Origin of the sequence: Bradyrhizobium diazoefficiens (genome assembly GCF_016616885.1) — a bacterium.
Classification (GTDB): domain Bacteria; phylum Pseudomonadota; class Alphaproteobacteria; order Rhizobiales; family Xanthobacteraceae; genus Bradyrhizobium; species Bradyrhizobium diazoefficiens_F.
In genome coordinates this window covers 4,475,048-4,496,509 of record NZ_CP067102.1, presented here as the reverse complement: position 1 = coordinate 4,496,509, position 21,462 = coordinate 4,475,048, and the positions used below count along the sequence as shown (strand labels likewise).

The following is a 21,462-nucleotide window of genomic DNA, read 5'->3' as shown; positions in this document are numbered from 1 at the left end:
ATGTTCGATATCGCAGTCCCGGCCATGATCGGCGTCGCGCTGATCGTTGTCCTCGGGATCGTCTTCACCATTCTCTACAAACGCGCCACCCGCGACGAGGCTTTCGTGCGCACCGGCCTCGGCGGCAAGAAGGTCGTGCTCGACGGCGGCGCCATGATCCTGCCGATCTTCCATTCCTATGCCAGCGTCAATTTGAAGACGCTGCGGCTCACCGTCGAACGCAAGGAGCGGGAATCCCTGATCACCAAGGACCGCCTGCGCGTCGACATCGTCGCGGAATTTTATGTGCGGGTCCGCCCCGACGACGAGAGCATTGCGCTCGCGAGCCAGACACTGGGCGCGCTGACCAATGACGCTGAAGCCTTGCGTAACCAGGTCGAGGCAAAATTCGTCGACGGTCTGCGGTCGGTGGCGGCCACCATGTCGATCCTGGAACTGCAGGAAAAGCGCAGCGATTTCGTCAAGCACGTGCAGGCGACCGTCGAATCCGACGTCAAATCGAACGGGCTCGAGCTTGAATCGGTGTCGTTGACAAAACTCGACCAGACCGACGTCAAATTCTTCAATCCCGAGAATTTCTTCGACGCCGAAGGTCTGACCCAGCTGAAAACCGTGACCGAGACGCGCCGGCGCGACCGCAACTCGATCGTCCGCGACAACGAGGTGGCGATTGCCCAGAAGGACCTCGAGGCGCGGCAGCAGACCCTGACGATCGAGCGGACCAAGAAGGAGGCCGAGCTGTCGCAGGAGCGCGACATCGCCAATAAGACCGCCAGCACCCGCGCCGAAGTCGCAACCGCGACGCAGACCGCGCGCCTGACCGAGGAGAACGCCCGCATCGACACCGACCGGGCGGTCGCTGAGAAGGAGGCGGGCGCCAAGCAGGTCAAGGAAACCGCGGTGATCGAGTCGGATCTGGCGATCAACAAGCGCAAGACCGACGCTCAGCGCGAAATCCAGATCGCGACCCAGGAGAACGAAATCCAGATCGCGTCCAAGAGCAAGCAGACCTCGGAAGCGGTGGCCGAAGCCAAGACGGCAGAAGCCCTGGCCGTCTCCGCCGAGGAAAAAGTGGTCACCGCACGCGCCGTCGAGGTCGCCGACCGCGCCCGTCTCACCCAGGTGCTCGCCGCGCGCACGGAGGCCGAGCGAAAATCGACCGAGCTGATCGTTGCCGCCGAAGCCGAGAAGAAGGCGTCGCTCGACCGCGCCGAGGCAGTCAAAACGCTGGCCACGGCCGAAGCCGAGTCCAACAAGATCAAGGCGGTCGGTGTCCGCAACATCGGTGAGGCCGAGGCTGCCGTGATTACCTTGAAGAACGAGGCGCAGAACAAGCTCGGCAGCAACGTCATCGATTTCGAGATCGCCAAGAAGCGAATCGAGACGATGCCGTCGGCGCTCGCCGAGATGGTCAGGCCGATCGCCAACCTCAAGGACGTCCGTATCCTGCACACCGGCGGCGCGTTCGGCGGCAATGGCGCCGGGGGCGGCAATGTCGGCTTCGGCGAAGGGCTCGCCGGCGAGCTACTCAAGGTGCACGCGCTGCGTCCGATGATCGACGAGATCCTGCGCCAGAGCGGTTTTGCGCCGGGCGATGATCCCGTGAAGACGCTGGTCGGCGCCGTCACCGGCAAGGCCAATGGTGCCGCGCCGGCGACTGTGCCTGCGCCGGAGAATACAAACACCGCCGATCTTTGAATGCCGACGCTTTGCGAAGGATGGCGAATTCGTCCTTTGCAAGCGCAACCGGCTTTGTTATACGCAGCCGCGCGCGAACGACTGGTTCGCCCTTTTCCTCGGTAGCTCAGCGGTAGAGCATCCGACTGTTAATCGGATGGTCGCTGGTTCGAATCCAGCCCGGGGAGCCAAATTCCGCTTCATTTTCAATTACTTGTTGCCGTACGCTGATGCGGCGCACGATCTTGCTCGATCAGTTTCCCAGCGTCGTGCGCTTGGGCCCAACAGAATCGCGTTCAAGCGGATGTGTGTGGGTGGAGGCATCGTCGCCACGCAGACGGCGCCAAATCGACTTAATTCAAATCGAGCTTGATGGGGCCGGACTCTTACGGAGCTGATTCCCATGCCCGACATCCAGATCGGCCGCGCCCACCTGGCCCCCTCGATTCTGCCGGCCGATATTCCCGAGCTGAGCGACGATCAGTGCCTGGCCTGTCTCGCGCGCGCCGTCGAGACCCCCGATTCGGCACGGCTGGACGAAGTGGCGGCCTGATCGGCCGGCTTGCCGTCGCGATCGAATAGGCCATCTCGCCTCCGATACCTCCGTTGCATCGCCGTTGGTTCACCGTCCCAACGGACGTGTTGCGTTTTCGCGGAGCCTGCTCCAAATATGCCGCCAACTTTCGTCCGCGGCATTGTCCGCCTTGCAGGGTCCGCAAATGTCCGGTTTCTCGACCGCGCGCCAAAAAATGGTCGATGGCCAGGTGCGCACCAATGACGTCACCGATCGCCGCATTCTCGATGCCATGCTCGCGGTTCCCCGCGAGGCCTTCGTGCCGGCGAGCCGGCAGGCTCTGGCCTATCTCGACCTCGATCTCGATGTGAGCGAGGGCGGCGCCAAGCGCTATCTGATCAAGCCGCAGCTGATCGGCAAGCTGCTCCAGGCCGCCGAGATTGGCGAAGGCGACAACGTGCTGGTCGTCGGTTGCGCCACCGGCTACCTCGCCGCGCTGACCGCGAAGCTTGCGCGCCAGGTCACGGCTACAGAGAGCGATTCGGCTCTGGCTGCGAAAGCCAGGGACGCCTTCGCTGCAATCGGGCTCACCAACGTCACCTGCAGGGCCGCCGCCAGTGCCGAGGGCGATCCGGCTGCCGCGCCTTATGACGTGATCATCCTCAACGGCGCCACCGAAGTGACGCCGGACGGTCTGTTCGGCCAGCTCAAAGAGGGGGGGCGCCTGGTGGGGGTCTCGGCCGAATCCCGGCCGTCGCGGGCCATGATCGTGACCCGAATCCACGGCGAATTCGGCTATCGGCCGCTGTTCGACGCCGCCGCCCCGGTGCTCCCCGGGCTGGAACGGGCCGCCGCCTTCGTGTTCTGATGGCCGAAATCCCGTTAAAATACCGTTCTGAATCAGAAGTGTGGCCGGGATGCTGCACGTAAAGAGTTTCCACCGAGAACTACCCAAGGGTAGTTCCGTTGCGCTTGACCGCGTCCTATGTTGCTGCGGGGCAACGACTCCCACTTGGATACGGTAACCGGGCTCGCGGGCACGAGCCTGACGTGAGAATGAACGGAATTTAAGGGATGCATGGGGTGAAGCTCTTCACCGGAGCGGCGGTTTCGGTTCTGCTGCTGGCGCTTGCAGGGCCGACGCCTGCCTTGGCGGACACGATCGAGGCTGCGCTGGTGCGCGCCTATCAGAACAACCCGCAGCTCAACGCACAGCGCGCCCAGGTGCGCTCGACCGACGAGAACGTGCCGCAGGCGCTGTCGGGCTATCGCCCCAAGGTCGGCGTCAACCTCAGCACCGGGTATCAATATCAGGACGTCCAACAGCTGCAGAGGGGGCAGCCGTTCCATAGCGATCCCCCCCTTCAGCCCAACAGTGCCAGCCTGACCGTCACCCAGACGCTCTACAACGGCAATCAGACGGCCAACAGAACGCGCGCGGCGGAAAGTCAGGTCTCGGGGTCCCGCGAAGCGTTGCGTGTGCTCGAGCAGACGGTGCTGTTGCAGGCTGCCACGAGCTACATGGACTACCTGCGTGATGCGGCAACTCTCGAAGTTCAGCGCAGCAACGTGCGCGTGCTCGAACAGACGCTCAAGCAAACGCGCGACCGCTTTAATGTCGGCGAGGTCACGCGCACCGACGTCGCGCAGTCCGAAGCGCAACTGGCTGCCGGCAGGACCCAAGCGCTGACGGCCGAATCGAATCTCACGACGACGCGCTCGAACTTCCGCCGGATCATCGGGAACGAGCCGACGAACCTCGCTCCGGGCTCGCCGGTCGATCGCTTCCTGCCCACGACAATCGCCTCGGCGGTCAATCTCAGCCTGGTAGAAAACCCCAACGTTACGGCTTCGATGTACGGCATCGACGTCAACTATCTCCAGGTCAAGATCAACGAAGGTGCGCTGCTGCCGACCGTCACCCTGCAGGCTGCCGTCAGCACGGCGTACCAACAGACCCTGCAGGTCTTCCGAACAAATACCGCTTCCGCCCTCGCGACGGCCTCCATACCGATCTATCAGGGCGGCGCCGAATATGCGCTGATCCGACAGTCGAAAGAGAATCTGGCGCAGCAGCGCCTGAATCTCGAAACCACCCGCGACCAGACCCGCGCCAACGTCGTGCAGGCCTGGGGCCAGCTGGAAGCCGGCAAGGCGCAGGTGCAGTCGGCGCAGGCTCAGGTCACGGCGTCCGAGATCGCGCTGAACGGCGTGCGCGAAGAGGCCAAGGCCGGACAGCGCACCACGCTCGACGTGCTCAACGCGCAGCAAGCACTGGTCAACGCGCGTGTCGCGCTCGTCACTGCGCAGCACGACCGCGTGGTCGCGTCCTACTCCGTGCTCAGCGCCGTTGGCCGCCTTGCCCCGCAGGTGCTCGGCCTCAACACCACGGTCTACGATCCCAGCGTGCATTACCAGCAGGTCCGCGATAGCTGGGCCGGCGTGCGCACGCCTGACGGACGCTAAGTCCCGTAATCCTCCGGTCGGCCTCGCAAACTGCCAAGGCCGACCGGTGCTTTGCTTGCAATCATCAAAATCCCTGACATAGCCTTGCCAAGAAGCTGCGGGTCGATTCGCCCCGCGTCCAATGTTGCATGCGTAATGCTTGAGTGACGGGGCAGGGGCGCGCCGCCTCACATTGAGCCGTGATCTGGGGACAAGTCTGGCTGTCGCGACGAAAATGTCGGGCCACACATCCGGAACCGGCCAATCCTGTCGTGCTTGGTGTAAAACAACGCATGCGAGGGCGTTGATGATGTGGAGTCGGAGATGACGCAGCCTGCAAAGGTCACAGAACCCTCCATGGAGGAGATTCTGGCCTCGATCCGGCGCATCATTGCCGACGATGAGGCGAAGCCGCCGCCGGCAGAGGCCGCGAAGCCAGCACCGGCGCCCGCCGCCGCGCCTGCACCAAAGCCACAAACGACGGCTGACATTCCGCCCTCCAAAGTCGCGCCAGCAAAACCTGCTGCTGAAAAGCCCGCGCCACCACCGGCCGCGAAGCCTGCCGCGCCGCCGCCTGCGCCTGCGGCTGATGCCGGCCCCAACAACCAGGACGATATCGACGCGCTGCTGGCGGGGCTCGACGAGGCCACGCCTGCGCCTGAGATACGGGCCCCGGAACCTGAGCCCGAACCCGACGTGCTCGAATTGACCGACGAGATGGCGATGGACCCGGAGCCGACGCCCGCGCCACCACCACCGAGCTTCCACAGGGTCGAGCCGCGCGACGATCTTGAATTCGCCGAAACGCCGCCGCCTCGCCCGACACCCGCGCCATCCTATGCGCCGGTGGACTTTGACGCCCCGCCGCTGCCACCGCAGCAGCCGATCCTGGCCCAGTCGACCGTTTCGGCGGTCGAATCCGCCTTCAACTCGCTGGCGCACACGGTGCTCAGCAGCAATGCGCGGACGCTGGAGGATTTGGTCAAGGAGATGCTGCGTCCGATGCTGAAATCCTGGCTCGACGACAATCTGCCGGGCCTGGTCGAACGCATCGTCAAGGCCGAAATCGAGCGAGTCTCGCGCGGCGGCCGCTGAACCCGGCCGCTCGGCCCCGATAAAGCCCTGCTGCTGCGTCATGCTTGACCTGCCGGTCGGGCCGGAAAGCCCTTTTGCCGCTGAGCTTTCCGTTGACTTGAACCCCGCGCGCGGCTTTCTAGCGCCCCATGATCGAGAAAAACTACCAGCCCGCCGATATCGAAGCCCGCATGTCCGTCGTGTGGGAGGACAGCCTTGCCTTCAAGGCCGGCCGTCCAGACCGTCGCGACGCCGTGCCCTTTACCATCGTGATCCCGCCGCCGAACGTGACGGGCTCGCTGCACATGGGCCACGCCCTCAACAACACGCTCCAGGACATCTTGTGCCGCTTTGAGCGCATGCGGGGCCGCGACGTGCTGTGGCAGCCCGGTACCGACCATGCCGGTATCGCCACCCAGATGGTGGTCGAGCGGCAGCTGATGGAGCGCCAGGAACCCGGCCGTCGCGAGATGGGCCGCGAGCAGTTTCTGGAGCGGGTCTGGCAGTGGAAGGCCGAGAGCGGCGACACCATCATCAACCAGCTCAAGCGCCTCGGCGCTTCCTGCGACTGGTCGCGCGAGCGCTTCACCATGGACGAGGGCCTGTCCAAGGCCGTGGTCAAGGTGTTCGTCGAGCTGCATCGCGACGGCCTGATCTACAAGGACAAGCGGCTGGTGAACTGGGACACCAAGCTCTTGACCGCGATCTCCGATCTCGAAGTGCAGCAGACCGAGGTGAAGGGCCACCTCTGGTATCTGCGCTATCCGATCGAAGGCAAAACGTTCAATCCCGAGGATCCCGCGACGTTTATCGTGGTCGCCACGACGCGCCCGGAGACCATGCTTGGCGATACCGGCGTGGCGGTGCATCCCGAGGATGAGCGCTACCAGAAGCTGGTCGGCAAGAACGTCATCCTGCCGCTGGTCGGCCGCAAGATTAAGATCGTCGCCGACGACTATTCCGATCCGGAAAAGGGCTCGGGCGCGGTGAAGGTGACGCCGGCGCACGATTTCAACGACTTCGAGGTCGGCAATCGCCACGGCCTGCGCCGCATCAGCGTGCTCGACAAGGAAGGCTGCCTCGATCTCCTCGACAACGAGGATTATCTGCGCGGCCTGCCGGAAGGCGCCTCGCAGTTCGCCGAGGAGTTCAACAAGGTTGATCGCTTCGCTGCGCGCAAGCGCATCGTCGAGCGGCTGGAATCGTTCGGCTTCGTCGAGCGGATCGAGCCGCACACCCACATGGTGCCGCATGGCGACCGCTCCAACAGCGTGATCGAGCCGTACCTGACTGACCAGTGGTATGTCGACGCCAAGACGCTCGCCAAGCCCGCGATCGCGGCGGTGCGCTCGGGCGAGACGTCGTTCGTCCCGAAGAATTGGGAAAAGACCTATTTCGAGTGGATGGAGAACATCCAGCCCTGGTGCATCTCGCGCCAGCTCTGGTGGGGCCATCAGATCCCGGCCTGGTACGGCCCTGACGGCAAGGTCTTCGTTGCGGAGACCGAGGAGGAGGCGATCAGCCACGCGCTCGGCTATTACGTCGAGCAGGAGGTGATCACGGCCGAGCAGGGTCGCGAGATGGCGCTCGACCGCAACAAGCGTGAAGCCTTCATCACCCGCGACGAGGACGTGCTCGACACCTGGTTCTCCTCGGCGCTGTGGTCGTTCTCGACGCTCGGCTGGCCGGAAGACGCGCCCGAGGTGAAGCGCTACTATCCGACCAACGCGCTGGTGACCGGCTTCGACATCATCTTCTTCTGGGTCGCCCGGATGATGATGATGGGCCTGCACTTCATGAAGGAAGTGCCGTTCTCGACCATCTACATCCACGCCCTCGTCCGCGACGAGAAGGGCGCCAAGATGTCGAAGTCGAAGGGCAACGTGATCGATCCGCTCAACCTGATCGACGAATACGGTGCGGATGCACTGCGCTTCACGCTGGCCGCGATGGCGGCGCAGGGCCGCGACATCAAGCTCGCCACCAGCCGCGTCGAGGGTTACCGCAATTTCGCGACCAAGCTCTGGAACGCGTCCCGCTTCGCAGAGATGAACCACTGCGCGGTGCCCGAGGGCTTCGAGCCGGCAAAGGCCAAGGAAACGCTGAACCGCTGGATCGCGCATGAGAGCGCGCACACCACGCGCGAGGTGACCGAGGCCATTGAGGCCTATCGCTTCAACGATGCCGCCGGCGCGATCTACCGTTTCGTCTGGAACGTCTATTGCGACTGGTATGTCGAGCTCGCCAAGCCCGTGCTGCTCGGTCCCGACAGCCCCGCCAAGGACGAGACCCGCGCCATGGTCGCCTGGGCGCGCGACGAGATCCTGAAGCTGCTGCATCCCTTCATGCCCTTCATTACCGAAGAGCTTTGGGAGGTGACGGCCAAGCGCGACGACCTGCTCGCGCTCGCACCTTGGCCGCTGAAGCCGTCCGGTCCGACGCCGGAGCAGCTTGCGATGCTTGCGGCTGCGGCGGGACCGACCGATCCGCTGATCTCGCCTGCGTTCGTCATGCCGATCTTCGACCATGCCGACTTCACCGATCCCAAGGCGGAAGCCGAGATCGGCTGGGTGATCGATCTGGTCACACAGATCCGCTCGGTGCGCGCCGAGATGAACATCCCGCCGGCAACGCTGACGGCGCTGGTGCTCGCAGGAGCCTCGGCCGAGACGAAGGAGCGCGCGCCGCGCTGGACCGACGTCATCAAGCGGATGGCCCGTCTGTCGGACATCTCCTTCGCCGATCGCGCGCCTGACGGCGCGGTTCAGCTTCTGGTGCGCGGCGAGGTCGCCGCGTTGCCGCTCAAGGGCGTGATCGACGTCGCCGCCGAGCGCACGCGCCTCGACAAGGAGATCGGCAAGGCCGACGCCGACATCAAGCGTGCCGAGTCCAAGCTCGCGAACGAGAAATTCGTCGCCAACGCGGCCGAAGAGGTCGTCGAGGAGGAGCGCGAAAAGCGCGAGGCGGCGCTGGCCCGCAAGGCCAAGCTGCTCGAGGCGCTGGAGCGGTTGAAGCTGGCGTCATGATCTCATCGTCATTCCGGGATGGTCCGTAGGACCAGACCCGGAATCTCGAGATTCTCAGGTGCGCAATTGCGCACCATAGTTCGATGCTGCGCATCGCCCCGGAATGACCTTCACTTCGGGAACGGCTTGCTCAGAAACTTCGAGCCCCTGATGCCATAGCGCCAGGGCAACTCGACCGCCTTGGTTATGCCGATCCGGATGCCGGCCACGACATCCAGATCTTCCGTCCGCGCATGCAGCGCGATCGGCGGCCGGTCCAGCGGCAGGGTGTTGTGCGCGACAGTGATGCCGAGAGCTTCCGTCAGCTTGCCGGGGCCGGAGCACAGCGCGTGCACATCGATCGCGTGGCGGCGCCGGCGCATCGCGGCCAAGCCATGCGTCGGCTCGAGCGCGCGGATCAACACTGCGGCGGCCGAGCCTTCCTCCTCGCAGACGAAGTTGACGCACCAGTGGATGCCGTAGGAGCGGTAGACATAGGCAAAGCCGGGCGGGCCGAACATGATCTGGTTCCGCGGCGTCGGGCCGTTGTAGGAATGCGCTGCCGGCTCGGTATGATGATAGGCCTCGACCTCGACGATGATCCCGCCGACGCCGTCGACCAGCATGGTCGCGCCGATCAGGTCGCGCGCGACCTCGCGGACGCTGCGCGCGAAAAAGGCACGCTTCAGCGCTTTGCCAAGCCGCGGTGTGGAAGTCTTCGAGACTGGAGCCATTCGAGGTGAGAATCGCCTGAGAACAGAGCAGGATATTGCCCATATCTGCCATGTTCCCTGAAGCGGCGCGAGCCGGGTTGCGGCAGGCAGCCAGACCGACTAGGTAGGACCTGAACAGACCGGACAGATCATGGTCGTTATTGTCGATACCATCTCGAACCCGTTGCGCCCGCGCCACCCCGAAAAGGTGAATCGTCCCGATTCCGCTTCGCCGCCGAAGCCGGACTGGATCCGCGTGCGCGCGCCCAATACCCGCGGCTACGCCGACACCCGCAACATTGTGCGCGCCAATGGCCTGCACACGGTGTGCGAGGAGGCGGGCTGCCCGAATATCGGCGAGTGCTGGGACAAGAAGCACGCGACCTTCATGATCATGGGTGACACCTGCACCCGGGCCTGCGCCTTCTGCAACGTCAAGACCGGCCTGCCGAACGCGCTGGACGCGGTTGAGCCGCAGAACGTCGCCGAGGCCGTCGCCAAGCTGGGTCTTGCGCACGTGGTCATCACCTCGGTCGACCGCGACGATCTTGCCGACGGTGGCGCCGAGCATTTTGCCCAGACCATCCGTGCGATTCGTGCCGCGTGCCCCACGACCACGATCGAGATCCTGACGCCTGACTTCCTGCGCAAGGAAGGCGCGCTCGAAGTTGTCGTCGCGGCGCGGCCCGACGTTTTCAACCACAATCTCGAGACCGTGCCGTCGCGTTATCTGACGGTGCGGCCCGGCGCGCGCTACTTCCACTCGATCCGGCTGCTGCAGCGGGTCAAGGAGCTCGACCCCACCATCTTCACCAAGTCCGGCATCATGGTCGGCCTCGGCGAGGAGCGCCACGAGGTGCAGCAGGTGATGGACGATCTGCGCTCGGCCGACGTCGATTTCCTGACCATCGGGCAATATCTCCAGCCGACCCGCAAGCATCACGCCGTGATGCGCTACGTGCCGCCGGACGAGTTCAGTTCTTACGAAAAAGTCGCCTACACCAAGGGTTTCCTGATGGTGTCGGCGAGCCCGCTCACCCGTTCGTCGCATCATGCCGGCGAGGATTTCGCGAGACTGAAGGCTGCGCGGGCCGCCGCGCGCTGAACTGACATGCCCAAATTTTCGAGCAAGCGCCGTGTCAATCACAGCGCACCCAGGATGTTTGATCTGGTCGCCGATGTCGAGCGCTACCCGGAATTCGTGCCGCTGTGCAGCGCGTTGAAGATCCGTCAGCGCATGGCGAAACCCGACGGCACCGAGGTGCTGATCGCCGACATGACGGTGTCGTTCAAACTGGTCAAGGAATCCTTCACCAGCCGCGTGACGCTCGACCGCGCCAATCTGAAAATCCTGGTCGAATATCTGCAAGGTCCGTTCAGTAATCTCGAAAACCGCTGGACGTTCGAGCCCAAAGGCCAACAGGATGGCAATGACGTCTGCGATGTCGGTTTCTTCCTCGCCTATGAGTTCAAGAGCCGCATGCTGGCGATGCTGATGGGCTCGATGTTCGACGCCGCATTCGCGCGGTTCTCTACTGCGTTCGAGAAACGGGCGGACGCAATCTACGGCCGGCCGAAGCTCGCGTCGTCCTAGTCCTTCCAGTCTGGCACGCCTCTCCACTGTCATTGCGAGGAGCTCTTGCGACGAAACAATCCGAAATCGTTCCGCGGAAGGATTCTGGATGGCTTCGCTGTGATCGCAATGACCGAGCGAGGGGCAACATCCCTCTTCCAATAGCTCGCATCTCAACTCGCAGACACAGATCCGCATCCTCGCGACGCGTCTCGCCCGAGTTTTGCTTCCTCGTCTCGCCCTCCAGTGTCAGAGGGCGCAGGGAAGACCGGGTGCCGGCTGGGCACCCGCGATCCACTGTGCGATGGTTGCGCTACAAGAGGCTGCACAGCGGCATACAGGTGAAGCCAAACATCCGGCCTTCCCTGCGCAGTGGGTTGACGGCTTATGCCGTGCTCTCCCCGGGGAGCGATGCACTATTGCCCCCGTCGCCTTGCGGATGGCTGATGCGCGGACCCGGTTGGGCCACACCCATCACCGCAAGACTTGACGCACAGACCCCGGGCGTCAGGACGACACGGTTTTGCCGTACGCTGACCGCACCGGTCGTGCGCGCGATGCTCTCGCTCACGGTTGCCCGCCCTGCGAAACCAATCGCGCCGATGCAGTCGGCGTCCACCACGGCTCACCCCACGTTCGTGACGATCGCGATACGCCCCTCTGACCGGGATGAGGTGGCACACCATTACGCCAAAGCCGAATTTCGGTAAAGCGGAATATTTTAGCGCTAGCTGATTGACCCGCCGGTTGAGTGTTTTGCCCGACAGGCAGCGCAAGGGATAGTGGCTCGGAGGCGCCAAGGCAGGGCGCAAGACCTTCGATTCGAACGCCGCACTGCACGGTCTGACAAGTGCAGTTTGTGCCAAAACGGCTTGTCCTGACGAAACACCCCTTGCCGCATGCGGCACACCCGAAAGACAGCCGCTCTCAAGGTCCTCAAGTACAATCCGAGTCGGGCGCGGGGCTTTTTGTAGTGGGACCAGGGGACATGGCGCGCTGGAAGCAGTCGTGGAGCGAGGAAGAGCTCAGCAAGCTCAGGAAACTCGCCGGCACCAAGCCGATCACGATCATTGCCAAGGAGCTCGGCCGGACGACGGGGACGGTGCTTGCCAAGGCGATCGAACAAAAGCTTCCCGTCATGCACCGGATCGAGCGTACGACGCAGTGAGGGTGGCTGCGGTCGATGTGGAACTTCGGCCGCTGAAAGGATCATTTTCCACGACGGCGAGTTTGCAACCGATTGTTCCGGGTTGGAGACCTCATGACCATCAATTTCGACACGCTGAAAGCGTCACTCGTCCTGTATGGACTGAACGCGATCTACGCGATCCTGCTGCTGGCGATCGGCTGGTATCTGTCGGGCGCCATGCAGCGCGTCGTCACGCGTGTGCTCGATGTCGGCCACCGGGTCGATCCGCTCGTGACCCTGTTCGTGTCCAGCGTCACGCGTTACGGCGTGCTGGCGGTGGTCGGCATCGCCGTGCTGCAACTCTTTGGCATCCAGACGGCGAGCCTCGTCGCGGTGTTGGGCGCAACATCACTCGCCATCGGTCTGGCGTTGCAGGGCACGCTGTCCAATCTCGCCGCGGGCGTCATGCTGCTGCTGTTCCGGCCCTTCCACATCGGCGATGACGTCGAGGTCGGCGGCAAGGCCGGCAAGGTGAGATCGCTGTCGCTGTTCATGACCGAGCTGGTCGCGCCCGACAACACGCAGATCCTGCTGCCGAACGGCCAGGTCTGGGGTGCCGCCATCATCAATCATAGCGCCTATCCCGGCACGGGCGAGGTCAAGGTGACTTTTCCGGTCAGGGCGGGTTCGGCCAATACGCTCGCCGACCGGATCCTGAAGGAGCTGCGCGATGATCCGCGGGTCGACGCGCGGGCCGCGCCGTCGGTCAATGTATCGAAGGTGATCGCCACGGATCCCGTGGCACCGGTCGTAGAGTTGACGGTGAGCGCGAAGGTGAAGCCGTCGGATGCCGATGCGGTCAAGCAGCGCGTGCTCGATCACGCGAGCGCGCTGCTGGCAGCTGCGTAAGGCGCCTCAACCCCGCGGCGATCGCGGCGGCCTTCGCTTCGCGACGTGCCGGCGCGGCGTTCGTGTGACGCGCGGGCGCAGGCGGGTTGCGGCGGTGGCGCGGCGCGGCTTGGCCGCGGCCTGGGGGCCGCGGGCGAGATCCATCAGCATGCGCAGGGCCTCGACCACCGAGCGCTGACGCACGGCGGTGCGGCCGATCGCGCCAAATCGCTGCTCGCGATGAACGATGCGGCCATCGCGCGCGGCAACGGCGAAATGCACGAGGCCGACCGGCTTGCCGGGCGTGGCGCCACCGGGGCCGGCAATGCCGGTGATGGCAACCGCGAGATCAACGCCGGCACGCTCCAGTGCGCCGACGGCCATGGCGGTCGCGGTCTCCTTGCTGACCGCGCCGAAATTGGTGAGTGTGCTGGCCTCGACGCCGAGCATCGCGCGCTTGGCGTCGTTGGAATAGGTGACGAAGCCGCGATCGATGACATCAGACGAACCGGGAATATCGGTCAGCGCGCCGGCGACCAGGCCGCCGGTGCAGGACTCGGCGGTCGCGATCGTCAGCTTGCGCATCCGGCACAGATCGAGCAGCGAGCGGGAGAGGGCGCGTGCGTCGCTGCCGCCCATGGCCTAGACGCTCCAGGGCAGGCGGATGGTGGCGCTCGCGGTGGCCGCGATGCCTTCCTCACGGCCGGTGAAGCCGAGCCGCTCGCTGGTCGTCGCCTTCACCGCGACGCGGGAGATGTCAACGCCGGAGATCTCGGCAATGCGCGCGCGCATGGTGTCGCGCAGCGGGCCGATCTTCGGCCGCTCGCAGATCATCGTGACCTCGAGATTGGCGACGCGGCCGCCGCGCGCCGTCACGCGCTCGATGGCGTATTTCAAAAACTGATCGGAGGAGGCGCCCTTCCACTTCGCATCGCTCGGCGGGAAGTGCGAGCCGATGTCGCCGTCGGCCAGCGCGCCGAGGATCGCATCCACCAGCGCATGAAGGCCGACATCGCCGTCGGAGTGGGCGAGAAAACCCTTGGTGTGCGGCACACGCACGCCGCAGAGCATGAGATGGTCGCCTTCGCCGAAGGCGTGGACGTCATAGCCCGTGCCGGTCCTGATGTCGCCGAGCAGGCTGGCCAGACGCGCTTCCTCGCGCGCGAAATCTTCGGGGGTGGTGAGCTTCATGTTGGCAACATCGCCTTCAAACGTCGCAACCGTCAATCCCGCCCATTCGGCGATCGCGGCATCATCGGTGAAATCGCTTCGTCCGTCCTTTGCCGCGCGACGATGCGCTTCGAGGATGACATCGAAACGAAAGGATTGCGGCGTCTGCGCGATTCGCAAACTTGCCCGGTCCGGCGTGTCCTCGACATTGCCGTCCGCGCTCGTGACCTTGATGGTGTCGGTGACGGCGACGACGGGGATCGCCGCACCTGTGCGGCTTGCCGCCGCGATCGCGCGCGAGATCACGCCGGCCGAGACGAAGGGACGCGCGGCATCGTGGATCAGGACGATGTCGGGCTGGTGCCTGGCGAGCGCTTCGAGACCGGCGAGCACCGAGGCCTGACGCGTCGCGCCGCCATTGGTCGGCGCCTCGTGCTTCAAGCCTGCGACCGCTGCCGTGAACATGGCGCCGTCGTCCGGGTTCACCACCGGCTGCACGGCGAACACGTCCGCGTGGGTGCTGAAGGCTTCCATGGCGCGGTAGATCACGGGCACGCCGCCGATCTCACGATATTGCTTCGGCCCGCCCGCGCCCGCGCGCAGGCCACGTCCGGCCGCGACAAGAACGACTGCGGTGCGCTGTGATTTCGCCATAGGACTCAAATATTGAACTGTTAAGGGATGCGTCGGGCGTGGGGTGATTGCCGGCATGCCTCTAGCACGGCAGGCCCGCAAAAAAAGGGGGTTTCCCGGGATTGTGGGATTCAGCATTTTGCTGCACTGCACTTGAAAGATCTGCAGAACTGTCTAAACTGTAGGCATGACGCTTGACTGCACAAGAATTGTGCGCAAGATAGGCCATGGCAGGCGCGATGAGGCCCTGTCCACTGAACGAGACCCCTGTGACCGGCCCGGCAAGTTCAGGCTCTAAGCCGTTGAAAATAGGCGATATTGAAATCGCTACCCCGGTCTTCCTGGCACCGATGTCGGGAGTGACGGACTCACCCGTCCGCCGGCTGGCCGCCGAGCTCGGCGCGGGTCTGGTCGTCTCCGAAATGACGGCCAGCGATGAGCTCGCCAATGGCCACCGGATGTCGCGGTTGCGCTGCGAAGCGACCGGGGTCGGGCCGCACGTGGTCCAGCTCGCCGGCTGCGAGGCGCACTGGATGGCCGAAGGCGCCCGGATCGCCGAGGCCGAGGGCGCCGATATCATCGACATCAACATGGGCTGTCCGGCCCGCCACGTCACCGGGGGCCAGTCGGGCTCCGCCCTGATGCGCGATCTCGATCATGCCGTCAGCCTGATCGAGGTGACGATTGCTGCCGTGAAGGTTCCGGTGACGCTGAAGATGCGGCTCGGCTGGGATGACCGCACCCGCAACGCGCCGGAGCTGGCGCGTCGCGCGGAGGCCGCCGGCGTCAAGCTCGTCACCGTCCATGGCCGCACCCGCTGTCAGTTCTACAAGGGCGAGGCCGATTGGGATGCGATCCGCGCGGTGCGCGAGGCCATCTCCATTCCGCTCGTCGTCAACGGCGACATCACCACTTATGAGAAGGCGCTCGCGGCGCTCGAAGTCTCCGGCGCCGATGCCGTGATGATCGGCCGCGGCGCGCAGGGCCAGCCCTGGCTGCCCGGCGAGATCGGCCGGCGCCTGAATGGCGGGGCGGCAGAAACGACGCCGTCGCTCGCGACGCAGCTTCATTATGTCCGCACGCTCTATGAGGGCGTCTGCGCGCTCTACGGCCTGCGCGTGGGCCTCAAGCATGCGCGAAAACATCTCGGCTGGGCGCTCGATGTCGCGGCCGAAGCGAGCGGCACGCCGGTCGAGACGCTGAAGGCCTGGCGCCAGAAGATCCTGACGTCCGAGGATCCGGGCCTCGTGCACCAGTCCCTGCAGGATGCGTTCGACGATTTCGCATGGAGCGCTGCTGCATGACCTCAGCCGCTGACCATCGCAAGCCGTCCGACAGCGACGCGATCCTGGATGCCTTGCCCAATCCCGTGCTGATGATCGGGCCCGACGGCAAGATCGTCGCCGCCAATATCGCGACAGAAGCCTTCTTCGATATCTCGACGCAGTTCTTGAAGCGGCAGTCGTTGAAAGAGCTGGTGCCGTTTGGCAGTCCCTTGCTGGCGCTGATCGACCAGGTGCGCTCGTCGAATTCGCCGGTCAACGAATACAAGGTCGATCTCGGCACGCCGCGCATGGGCGGCGACCGCCAGGTCGATCTGCATGTCGCGCCGCTCACCGAGCGGCCCGGCCATATCGTGGTGATGCTCCAGGAGCGTTCTATCGCCGACAAGATGGACCGGCAGCTCACCCATCGCAGCGCCGCCCGTTCGGTGATTGCGCTCGCGGCCATGCTGGCGCACGAGATCAAGAACCCGCTCTCCGGCATCCGCGGCGCGGCGCAGTTGCTCGAGCAGCAGGCCTCCTCCGAAGACCGCATGCTGACCCGCCTGATCTGCGACGAAGCCGACCGCATCGTGACGCTGGTCGACCGCATGGAGGTGTTCGGCGACGAACGACCCGTGGTGCGCGGCCCCGTCAACATCCATTCGGTGCTCGACCACGTGAAGCGGCTGGCGCAGTCGGGCTTTGCCCGCAACATCCGTTTCATCGAGGATTACGATCCGTCGCTGCCGCCGGTGCTGGCGAACCAGGACCAGCTGATCCAGGTGTTCCTCAATCTGGTGAAGAATGCCGCCGAAGCACTGATCGACGTTCCCGACGCCGAGATCCAGCTCACCACCGCGTTCCGCCCCGGCGTGCGCCTGTCAGTCCCCGGTCAAAAATCCCGGGTATCCCTGCCGCTTGAATTCTGCGTGAGGGACAATGGACCAGGCGTGCCGGACGATCTTCTGCCCAATCTGTTCGATCCCTTCGTGACCACCAAGCAGACCGGCTCTGGCCTCGGTCTCGCGCTGGTCGCCAAGATCATCGGCGATCACGGGGGCATCATCGAATGCGAGTCTCAGCCGCGAAAGACCACCTTCCGCGTGCTGATGCCGATGTATTCCACATCGGTCAAACACGCTGATCACAGCAGTCGCGACGGCTCTGCCGGGAAGTCGTCGTCTGCATCACAGGGGGCAAAATGAGGATTAACAATGCCCGCAGGTAGCATTCTCGTAGCTGATGACGACACCGCCATCCGCACGGTTCTCAACCAGGCACTTTCCCGGGCCGGGTATGAAGTCAGGCTGACCGGCAATGCCGCGACGCTGTGGCGCTGGGTCAGCCAGGGGGAGGGCGATCTCGTCATCACCGACGTGGTGATGCCGGACGAAAACGCCTTCGATCTGCTGCCGCGGATCAAGAAGATGCGGCCGAATTTGCCCGTCATCGTCATGAGCGCGCAAAACACCTTCATGACGGCGATCCGCGCCTCGGAGCGCGGCGCCTATGAATACCTGCCCAAGCCCTTCGACCTGAAGGAGCTGATCGCCATCGTCGGCCGTGCGCTCGCCGAGCCGAAGGAGCGGGTCGCGACGCCGGACGACGACGCCGAGATGGAGGCGATCCCGCTGGTCGGGCGTTCGCCGGCGATGCAGGAAATCTACCGCGTGCTCGCACGCCTGATGCAGACCGACCTCACCGTGATGATCACGGGCGAGTCCGGGACCGGCAAGGAGCTGGTGGCGCGCGCGCTGCATGATTACGGCAAGCGCCGCAACGGCCCGTTCGTCGCGGTCAACATGGCGGCGATCCCGCGCGACCTCATTGAATCCGAGCTGTTCGGCCATGAGCGCGGCGCCTTCACCGGAGCCAACACGCGTGCCTCCGGCCGGTTCGAGCAGGCCGAGGGCGGCACGCTGTTCCTCGACGAAATCGGCGACATGCCGATGGAGGCGCAGACCCGCCTGCTGCGCGTGCTGCAGCAGGGCGAATACACCACGGTCGGCGGCCGCACCCCGATCAAGACCGATGTGCGGATCGTCGCAGCCTCCAACAAGGATCTGCGCGTGCTGATCCAGCAGGGTCTGTTCCGCGAGGATCTGTTCTTCCGCCTCAATGTCGTGCCGCTGCGCTTGCCACCGCTGCGCGAGCGTATCGAGGACCTGCCGGACCTCGTGCGCCACTTCTTCACACTCGCCGAGAAGGACGGTCTGCCGCCGAAGAAGCTCGACACGCTGGCGCTGGAGCGGATGAAGCAGCACCGCTGGCCCGGCAACGTGCGCGAGCTTGAAAACCTCGCCCGTCGCCTTGCGGCGCTCTATCCGCAGGACGTGATCACGGGCTCCGTCATCGACGGCGAACTCGCGCCGCCCTCGGTCAGCCCGGGCGCGGCGGTCCAGCAGGGCGTCGACAATCTCGGCGGCGCGGTGGAGGCCTATCTCTCATCGCACTTCCAGGGCTTCCCGAACGGCGTGCCGCCGCCGGGCCTTTATCACCGCATCCTCAAGGAGATCGAGGTGCCGCTGCTCACGGCCGCGCTCGCCGCCACCCGCGGCAACCAGATCCGTGCCGCCGATCTCCTTGGTCTCAACCGCAACACGCTGCGGAAGAAGATCCGGGATCTCGATATCCAGGTGTATCGGAGCGGGGGCTAATTTCGGAGCGGTGGCTCAGCTCCCCCTACCAAAGGTGAGCTGAGCCTGTCCGGATCGCGCTGGCCTGTGTGGCTGACGCGGTGAGCAGAAGTCCGAGCCGGGCTCAAATGTTCCGCGGGAACGTTCGAATTCGTCATTCGGCCGCAGCGCGCAGTGTCGCACCTATCTGATCAGCCGGACCACGACCGGCTGGATATTGGCCATTTCCGCCGTCTGGTCCTGCCTGCTCGGGCCATTGACCAGGAGGTCAGAGGCCACGATCAGCAGCAGCACGGCCGACACTATGATCGCGAGAAAGAATCTATCCATGCCGGGTCAAGCCGGAACGACATGATTCTGTTCCGGGACATTCGCAAACGATCCGCCATTACCTGTGAATGCGCGGCAAACACAAAGTCCGCCGGCCGGAAACCGGCGCTCAGACGATCAGATCGTGCTGCGGCGGATGGAACCCGACGGCGGCCGCCTCGTGTGGGCCCGCGTCGTGCCCGACCGAGTGTAGGTCGTCCGGCGGAATTGCCGTCGGATGAGCGGCGTCGGCGAAAGCCGCCTGGACGACCTCGGCGGACGATGCCGGCGTCGGGGCCGCAGGGGCGGAGCCGAAGCTTTCCTTGAACCGGAACGAATCGGCCTCCGCCGCGCCCTGGATGGTCACGCTCACCGTCTGGGGCGTTCCGTCGATCGTGGTCACGATGAAGCAGTCGGTCAGCGTATCGCAGGACCGCAGGGCCTCCACCGCCGGGTTGCCCGGATCGAGCGTGTAGGTCCAGGTGCCGTCGGCCGTCATGGTGAAGCTGCCGTAGCCGTGCTCGCTGGCCTGAGGGCACGTCGTCGCCGTGAAGGTATCGTCCGGATTGTCCACGTCCTTGTCGCTCAAGGTGCCGCTGGCGCTGGGCGGCGGCAGGCAGGAGTTGCTCGGTTCGGTCACGCATCCGTGGGTATCCCCGCAGATCGTCGCCGCGTCGTTGCTGCCCTCGATCGTGATGCTCACCGATTGCGCGGTCCCGTCCGCCGTCGTCACCGTGAAGCTGTCGGTGAGGTTCTGACCGACGTTGAGCGCCTGGACCGCGCAATTGCCGTTGTCGAGCGCGAAGGTCCAGTGCCCGTCGGACGTCATGGTGAAGGTGCCGTAGCCGTGGTCGCTGGTCTCGGGACAGGCGACCGCGTCGAAGTCGTTCGAAGGTCCGTCGACGTCGACGGCGGTCAGCACGCCGCTGGCGGTCGGGACGCCGTGGTCGGCGTTGTGGACCCCGCCAGCCTCGACCACGCGTCCATGCGTGTCGCCGGAGACGACGGATGGATCGCCCGCGCCCTGGATGGTCACGGTGATCGTCTGCGGCGTGCCGCCGATCGTGGTCACGGTGAAAGTGTCCGTCGTCGTGTCGCAGGCCTTCAGCGCGAGCACGGCCGGATTGGCGTCGTCGAGCGTGTAGGTCCAGTGCCCGTCGGTCGTCATGGTGAAGGTACCGTAGCCGTGGTCGCTGGCGTGGGGCGTGCTCACCACGGTGAACGTGTTGGCGGGATCGTCGACGTCGGCGTCGGTCAGCGTGCCGCTCGCGGTCGGCGCGGCATGGACGTCGTGACCGGCCGCGAAGGCCGTGGCGGCCATTGCGGTGGCGGCGACCGATCCGGCGGTGGCGCCGGAGATCACGGACGCGTCGTCCGTCCCGTTGATGTCGATGGTGAAGCTCTGGCTCGCTGAGGCGAAGCCGTCGGAGGCGGTGATCGTGAAGTTGTCGGCGCTGGGAGCCTTCAGCGCGTTGATGGCGTCGTTGTTGGGCACGTAGGTGTAGGCGCCGGTATGGCTGTTCACGTAGAGGATTCCGAACGAGCCCGGCTTCTCCACGTCGAAGCTCGCGCCCGCCACCGTGAAGGGACCGACGATCCCGCCGGCGATGCCGAAGGTCGGCGCGCCGCCGGAGCCGAAGCTCGAGGCCGAGAAGCTGCCGCTGGATGCGGAGAATTCGTCGAACCTGATCGTGTCGATCTCGACCGGAGCCGATCCGAGGTTCAGGGTCGGTGCCGAATGGATCGGCGCGTCCGGGACCAAGCTCGCCGGCACTACCAGTCCCTCAAGGGCATGCGGCGCCGTCGGCCCGTTCGGAGCCTCGAAATTAATCGGCTGCGGCGACGGATCGGCGGTTTCGCCGGGCGGCGTGCTGGAGCCGGCCGGCCCGTGCTCCCGCGAATAGTTCGCGAGCACGTCCTGTTGCTGGGCTTGCAAGTCGTCCATCTGCGACGCGTTGTTGGCGAGCTGGGCGAAGCTGACCGAGGACCCGGTCTTGCTCAGGACGACGGTCTGTCCGGGATCGTCGACGATGATGTGGCGCGGCACGGCCTCCTTGGTGACGAGCTCGAAGGAGCCGTGCGCGAAATCCTTGTAGGTGATGCTGTCGTGGTCGAACAGCGCGACGTCCGGATCGGCGCCCCACGCCTCCTTCAGCGCGGACAGGATCAGCGCCACGAACGAAATCCCGCCGGTCAGCGACGCGACGCCGAGCCGGCTGCCGGGCGGCGTGCGTCGTAGACCGTCGAAGACCCGTGCCGGCGACATCGCCACGTCTCGCATGTTGTCGTTTCGGATCGCGCCGATGCCGCCGCATCTGCCCGCATTGCACGCTCGGAAATACGCCATTTCGGCGGACGCCGCGCAGCATGAACGCGGGCCCGACTGACTATTAAGTGGTAGCCCGAAGCCCGATCTGGCCCGTCTCGCGTG

The 21,462-nt window shown here is 65.0% G+C and carries 18 protein-coding genes and 1 tRNA gene; 14 read left to right on the top strand and 5 right to left on the bottom strand.

The window, feature by feature from the left end; translation table 11 throughout:
- The 7 genes from JJC00_RS21025 (at nt 1) to JJC00_RS20995 (ending at nt 8,736) form a co-directional block, all read left to right on the top strand.
- Entirely contained in the window at nt 1–1,698 is a 1,698-nt protein-coding gene (locus JJC00_RS21025; RefSeq protein WP_200467870.1) for a flotillin family protein, read from the top strand.
- A gap of 95 nt (nt 1,699–1,793) precedes the next feature.
- A tRNA-Asn gene (locus JJC00_RS21020) sits at nt 1,794–1,868 on the top strand.
- Nucleotides 1,869–2,080: 212 nt separating this feature from the next.
- Nucleotides 2,081–2,230, top strand: coding sequence for a hypothetical protein (locus JJC00_RS21015; RefSeq protein WP_200474368.1), 150 nt, complete (start codon nt 2,081–2,083; stop codon nt 2,228–2,230).
- Between the two features lie 166 nt (nt 2,231–2,396).
- A complete protein-coding gene (locus JJC00_RS21010; RefSeq protein WP_200467869.1) occupies nt 2,397–3,059 on the top strand; it encodes a protein-L-isoaspartate O-methyltransferase family protein in 663 nt (220 codons plus the stop codon).
- A 206-nt stretch (nt 3,060–3,265) separates the two neighbouring features.
- Nucleotides 3,266–4,657, top strand: a complete 1,392-nt coding sequence (locus JJC00_RS21005) for a TolC family outer membrane protein (RefSeq protein WP_200467868.1) — start codon at nt 3,266–3,268, stop codon at nt 4,655–4,657.
- A gap of 303 nt (nt 4,658–4,960) precedes the next feature.
- Nucleotides 4,961–5,731 (top strand): PopZ family protein, encoded by a 771-nt coding sequence (locus tag JJC00_RS21000; protein ID WP_200467867.1) that lies wholly within the window; start codon nt 4,961–4,963, stop codon nt 5,729–5,731.
- A gap of 128 nt (nt 5,732–5,859) precedes the next feature.
- Nucleotides 5,860–8,736, top strand: coding sequence for a valine--tRNA ligase (locus JJC00_RS20995; protein WP_200467866.1), 2,877 nt, complete (start codon nt 5,860–5,862; stop codon nt 8,734–8,736).
- Nucleotides 8,737–8,846: 110 nt separating this feature from the next.
- On the opposite strand, the gene JJC00_RS20990 is transcribed toward JJC00_RS20995, so the two are convergent.
- On the bottom strand, nt 8,847–9,449 hold the full coding sequence (locus tag JJC00_RS20990; RefSeq protein WP_200467865.1) for a DNA-3-methyladenine glycosylase: 603 nt from the start codon (nt 9,447–9,449) through the stop codon (nt 8,847–8,849).
- Nucleotides 9,450–9,579: 130 nt separating this feature from the next.
- On the opposite strand from JJC00_RS20990, the gene lipA reads away from it, so the two are divergent.
- From lipA to JJC00_RS20970, 4 genes are all read left to right on the top strand, one after another.
- Complete coding sequence (lipA, locus tag JJC00_RS20985) at nt 9,580–10,533, top strand: lipoyl synthase (RefSeq protein WP_200467864.1); 954 nt, start codon at nt 9,580–9,582, stop codon at nt 10,531–10,533.
- 6 nt (nt 10,534–10,539) lie between these two features.
- Nucleotides 10,540–11,022 carry a type II toxin-antitoxin system RatA family toxin gene (locus JJC00_RS20980; RefSeq protein ID WP_200467863.1) on the top strand — a complete coding sequence of 161 codons (483 nt, stop codon included), beginning with the start codon at nt 10,540–10,542 and terminating at the stop codon, nt 11,020–11,022.
- 967 nt (nt 11,023–11,989) lie between these two features.
- On the top strand, nt 11,990–12,169 hold the full coding sequence (locus JJC00_RS20975) for a hypothetical protein (RefSeq protein WP_200467862.1): 180 nt from the start codon (nt 11,990–11,992) through the stop codon (nt 12,167–12,169).
- 93 nt (nt 12,170–12,262) lie between these two features.
- Nucleotides 12,263–13,039 (top strand): mechanosensitive ion channel family protein, encoded by a 777-nt coding sequence (locus JJC00_RS20970; RefSeq protein WP_200467861.1) that lies wholly within the window; start codon nt 12,263–12,265, stop codon nt 13,037–13,039.
- Between the two features lie 6 nt (nt 13,040–13,045).
- On the opposite strand, the gene JJC00_RS20965 is transcribed toward JJC00_RS20970, so the two are convergent.
- On the bottom strand, nt 13,046–13,657 hold the full coding sequence (locus JJC00_RS20965; protein WP_200467860.1) for a CinA family protein: 612 nt from the start codon (nt 13,655–13,657) through the stop codon (nt 13,046–13,048).
- Nucleotides 13,658–13,660: 3 nt separating this feature from the next.
- The gene (locus JJC00_RS20960; RefSeq protein ID WP_200467859.1) at nt 13,661–14,842 is read right to left on the bottom strand and encodes a bifunctional 2-C-methyl-D-erythritol 4-phosphate cytidylyltransferase/2-C-methyl-D-erythritol 2,4-cyclodiphosphate synthase; all 1,182 of its coding nucleotides are present in this window, start codon (nt 14,840–14,842) and stop codon (nt 13,661–13,663) included.
- 281 nt (nt 14,843–15,123) lie between these two features.
- On the opposite strand from JJC00_RS20960, the gene dusB reads away from it, so the two are divergent.
- From dusB to ntrC, 3 genes are read left to right on the top strand one after another with little or no spacing between them, the layout of a single operon-like run.
- Nucleotides 15,124–16,125 (top strand): tRNA dihydrouridine synthase DusB, encoded by a 1,002-nt coding sequence (gene dusB, locus JJC00_RS20955; RefSeq protein WP_200467858.1) that lies wholly within the window; start codon nt 15,124–15,126, stop codon nt 16,123–16,125.
- Nucleotides 16,122–17,291: a two-component system sensor histidine kinase NtrB gene (locus JJC00_RS20950; RefSeq protein WP_200467857.1), complete on the top strand. Its 1,170-nt coding sequence runs from the start codon at nt 16,122–16,124 to the stop codon at nt 17,289–17,291. The genes dusB and JJC00_RS20950 overlap by 4 nt, the downstream gene beginning before the upstream one ends.
- Nucleotides 17,292–17,300: 9 nt before the next feature.
- The gene (ntrC, locus tag JJC00_RS20945) at nt 17,301–18,743 is read left to right on the top strand and encodes a nitrogen regulation protein NR(I) (protein WP_200467856.1); all 1,443 of its coding nucleotides are present in this window, start codon (nt 17,301–17,303) and stop codon (nt 18,741–18,743) included.
- 162 nt (nt 18,744–18,905) lie between these two features.
- Here ntrC and JJC00_RS20940 read toward each other — a convergent pair whose 3' ends face one another.
- Together JJC00_RS20940 and JJC00_RS20935 are read right to left on the bottom strand one after the other, a co-directional pair.
- Entirely contained in the window at nt 18,906–19,052 is a 147-nt protein-coding gene (locus JJC00_RS20940) for a hypothetical protein (RefSeq protein WP_200467855.1), read from the bottom strand.
- Between the two features lie 109 nt (nt 19,053–19,161).
- Nucleotides 19,162–21,312: a VCBS domain-containing protein gene (locus JJC00_RS20935; protein WP_246773867.1), complete on the bottom strand. Its 2,151-nt coding sequence runs from the start codon at nt 21,310–21,312 to the stop codon at nt 19,162–19,164.
- Between the last annotated feature and the right edge of the window lie 150 nt (nt 21,313–21,462).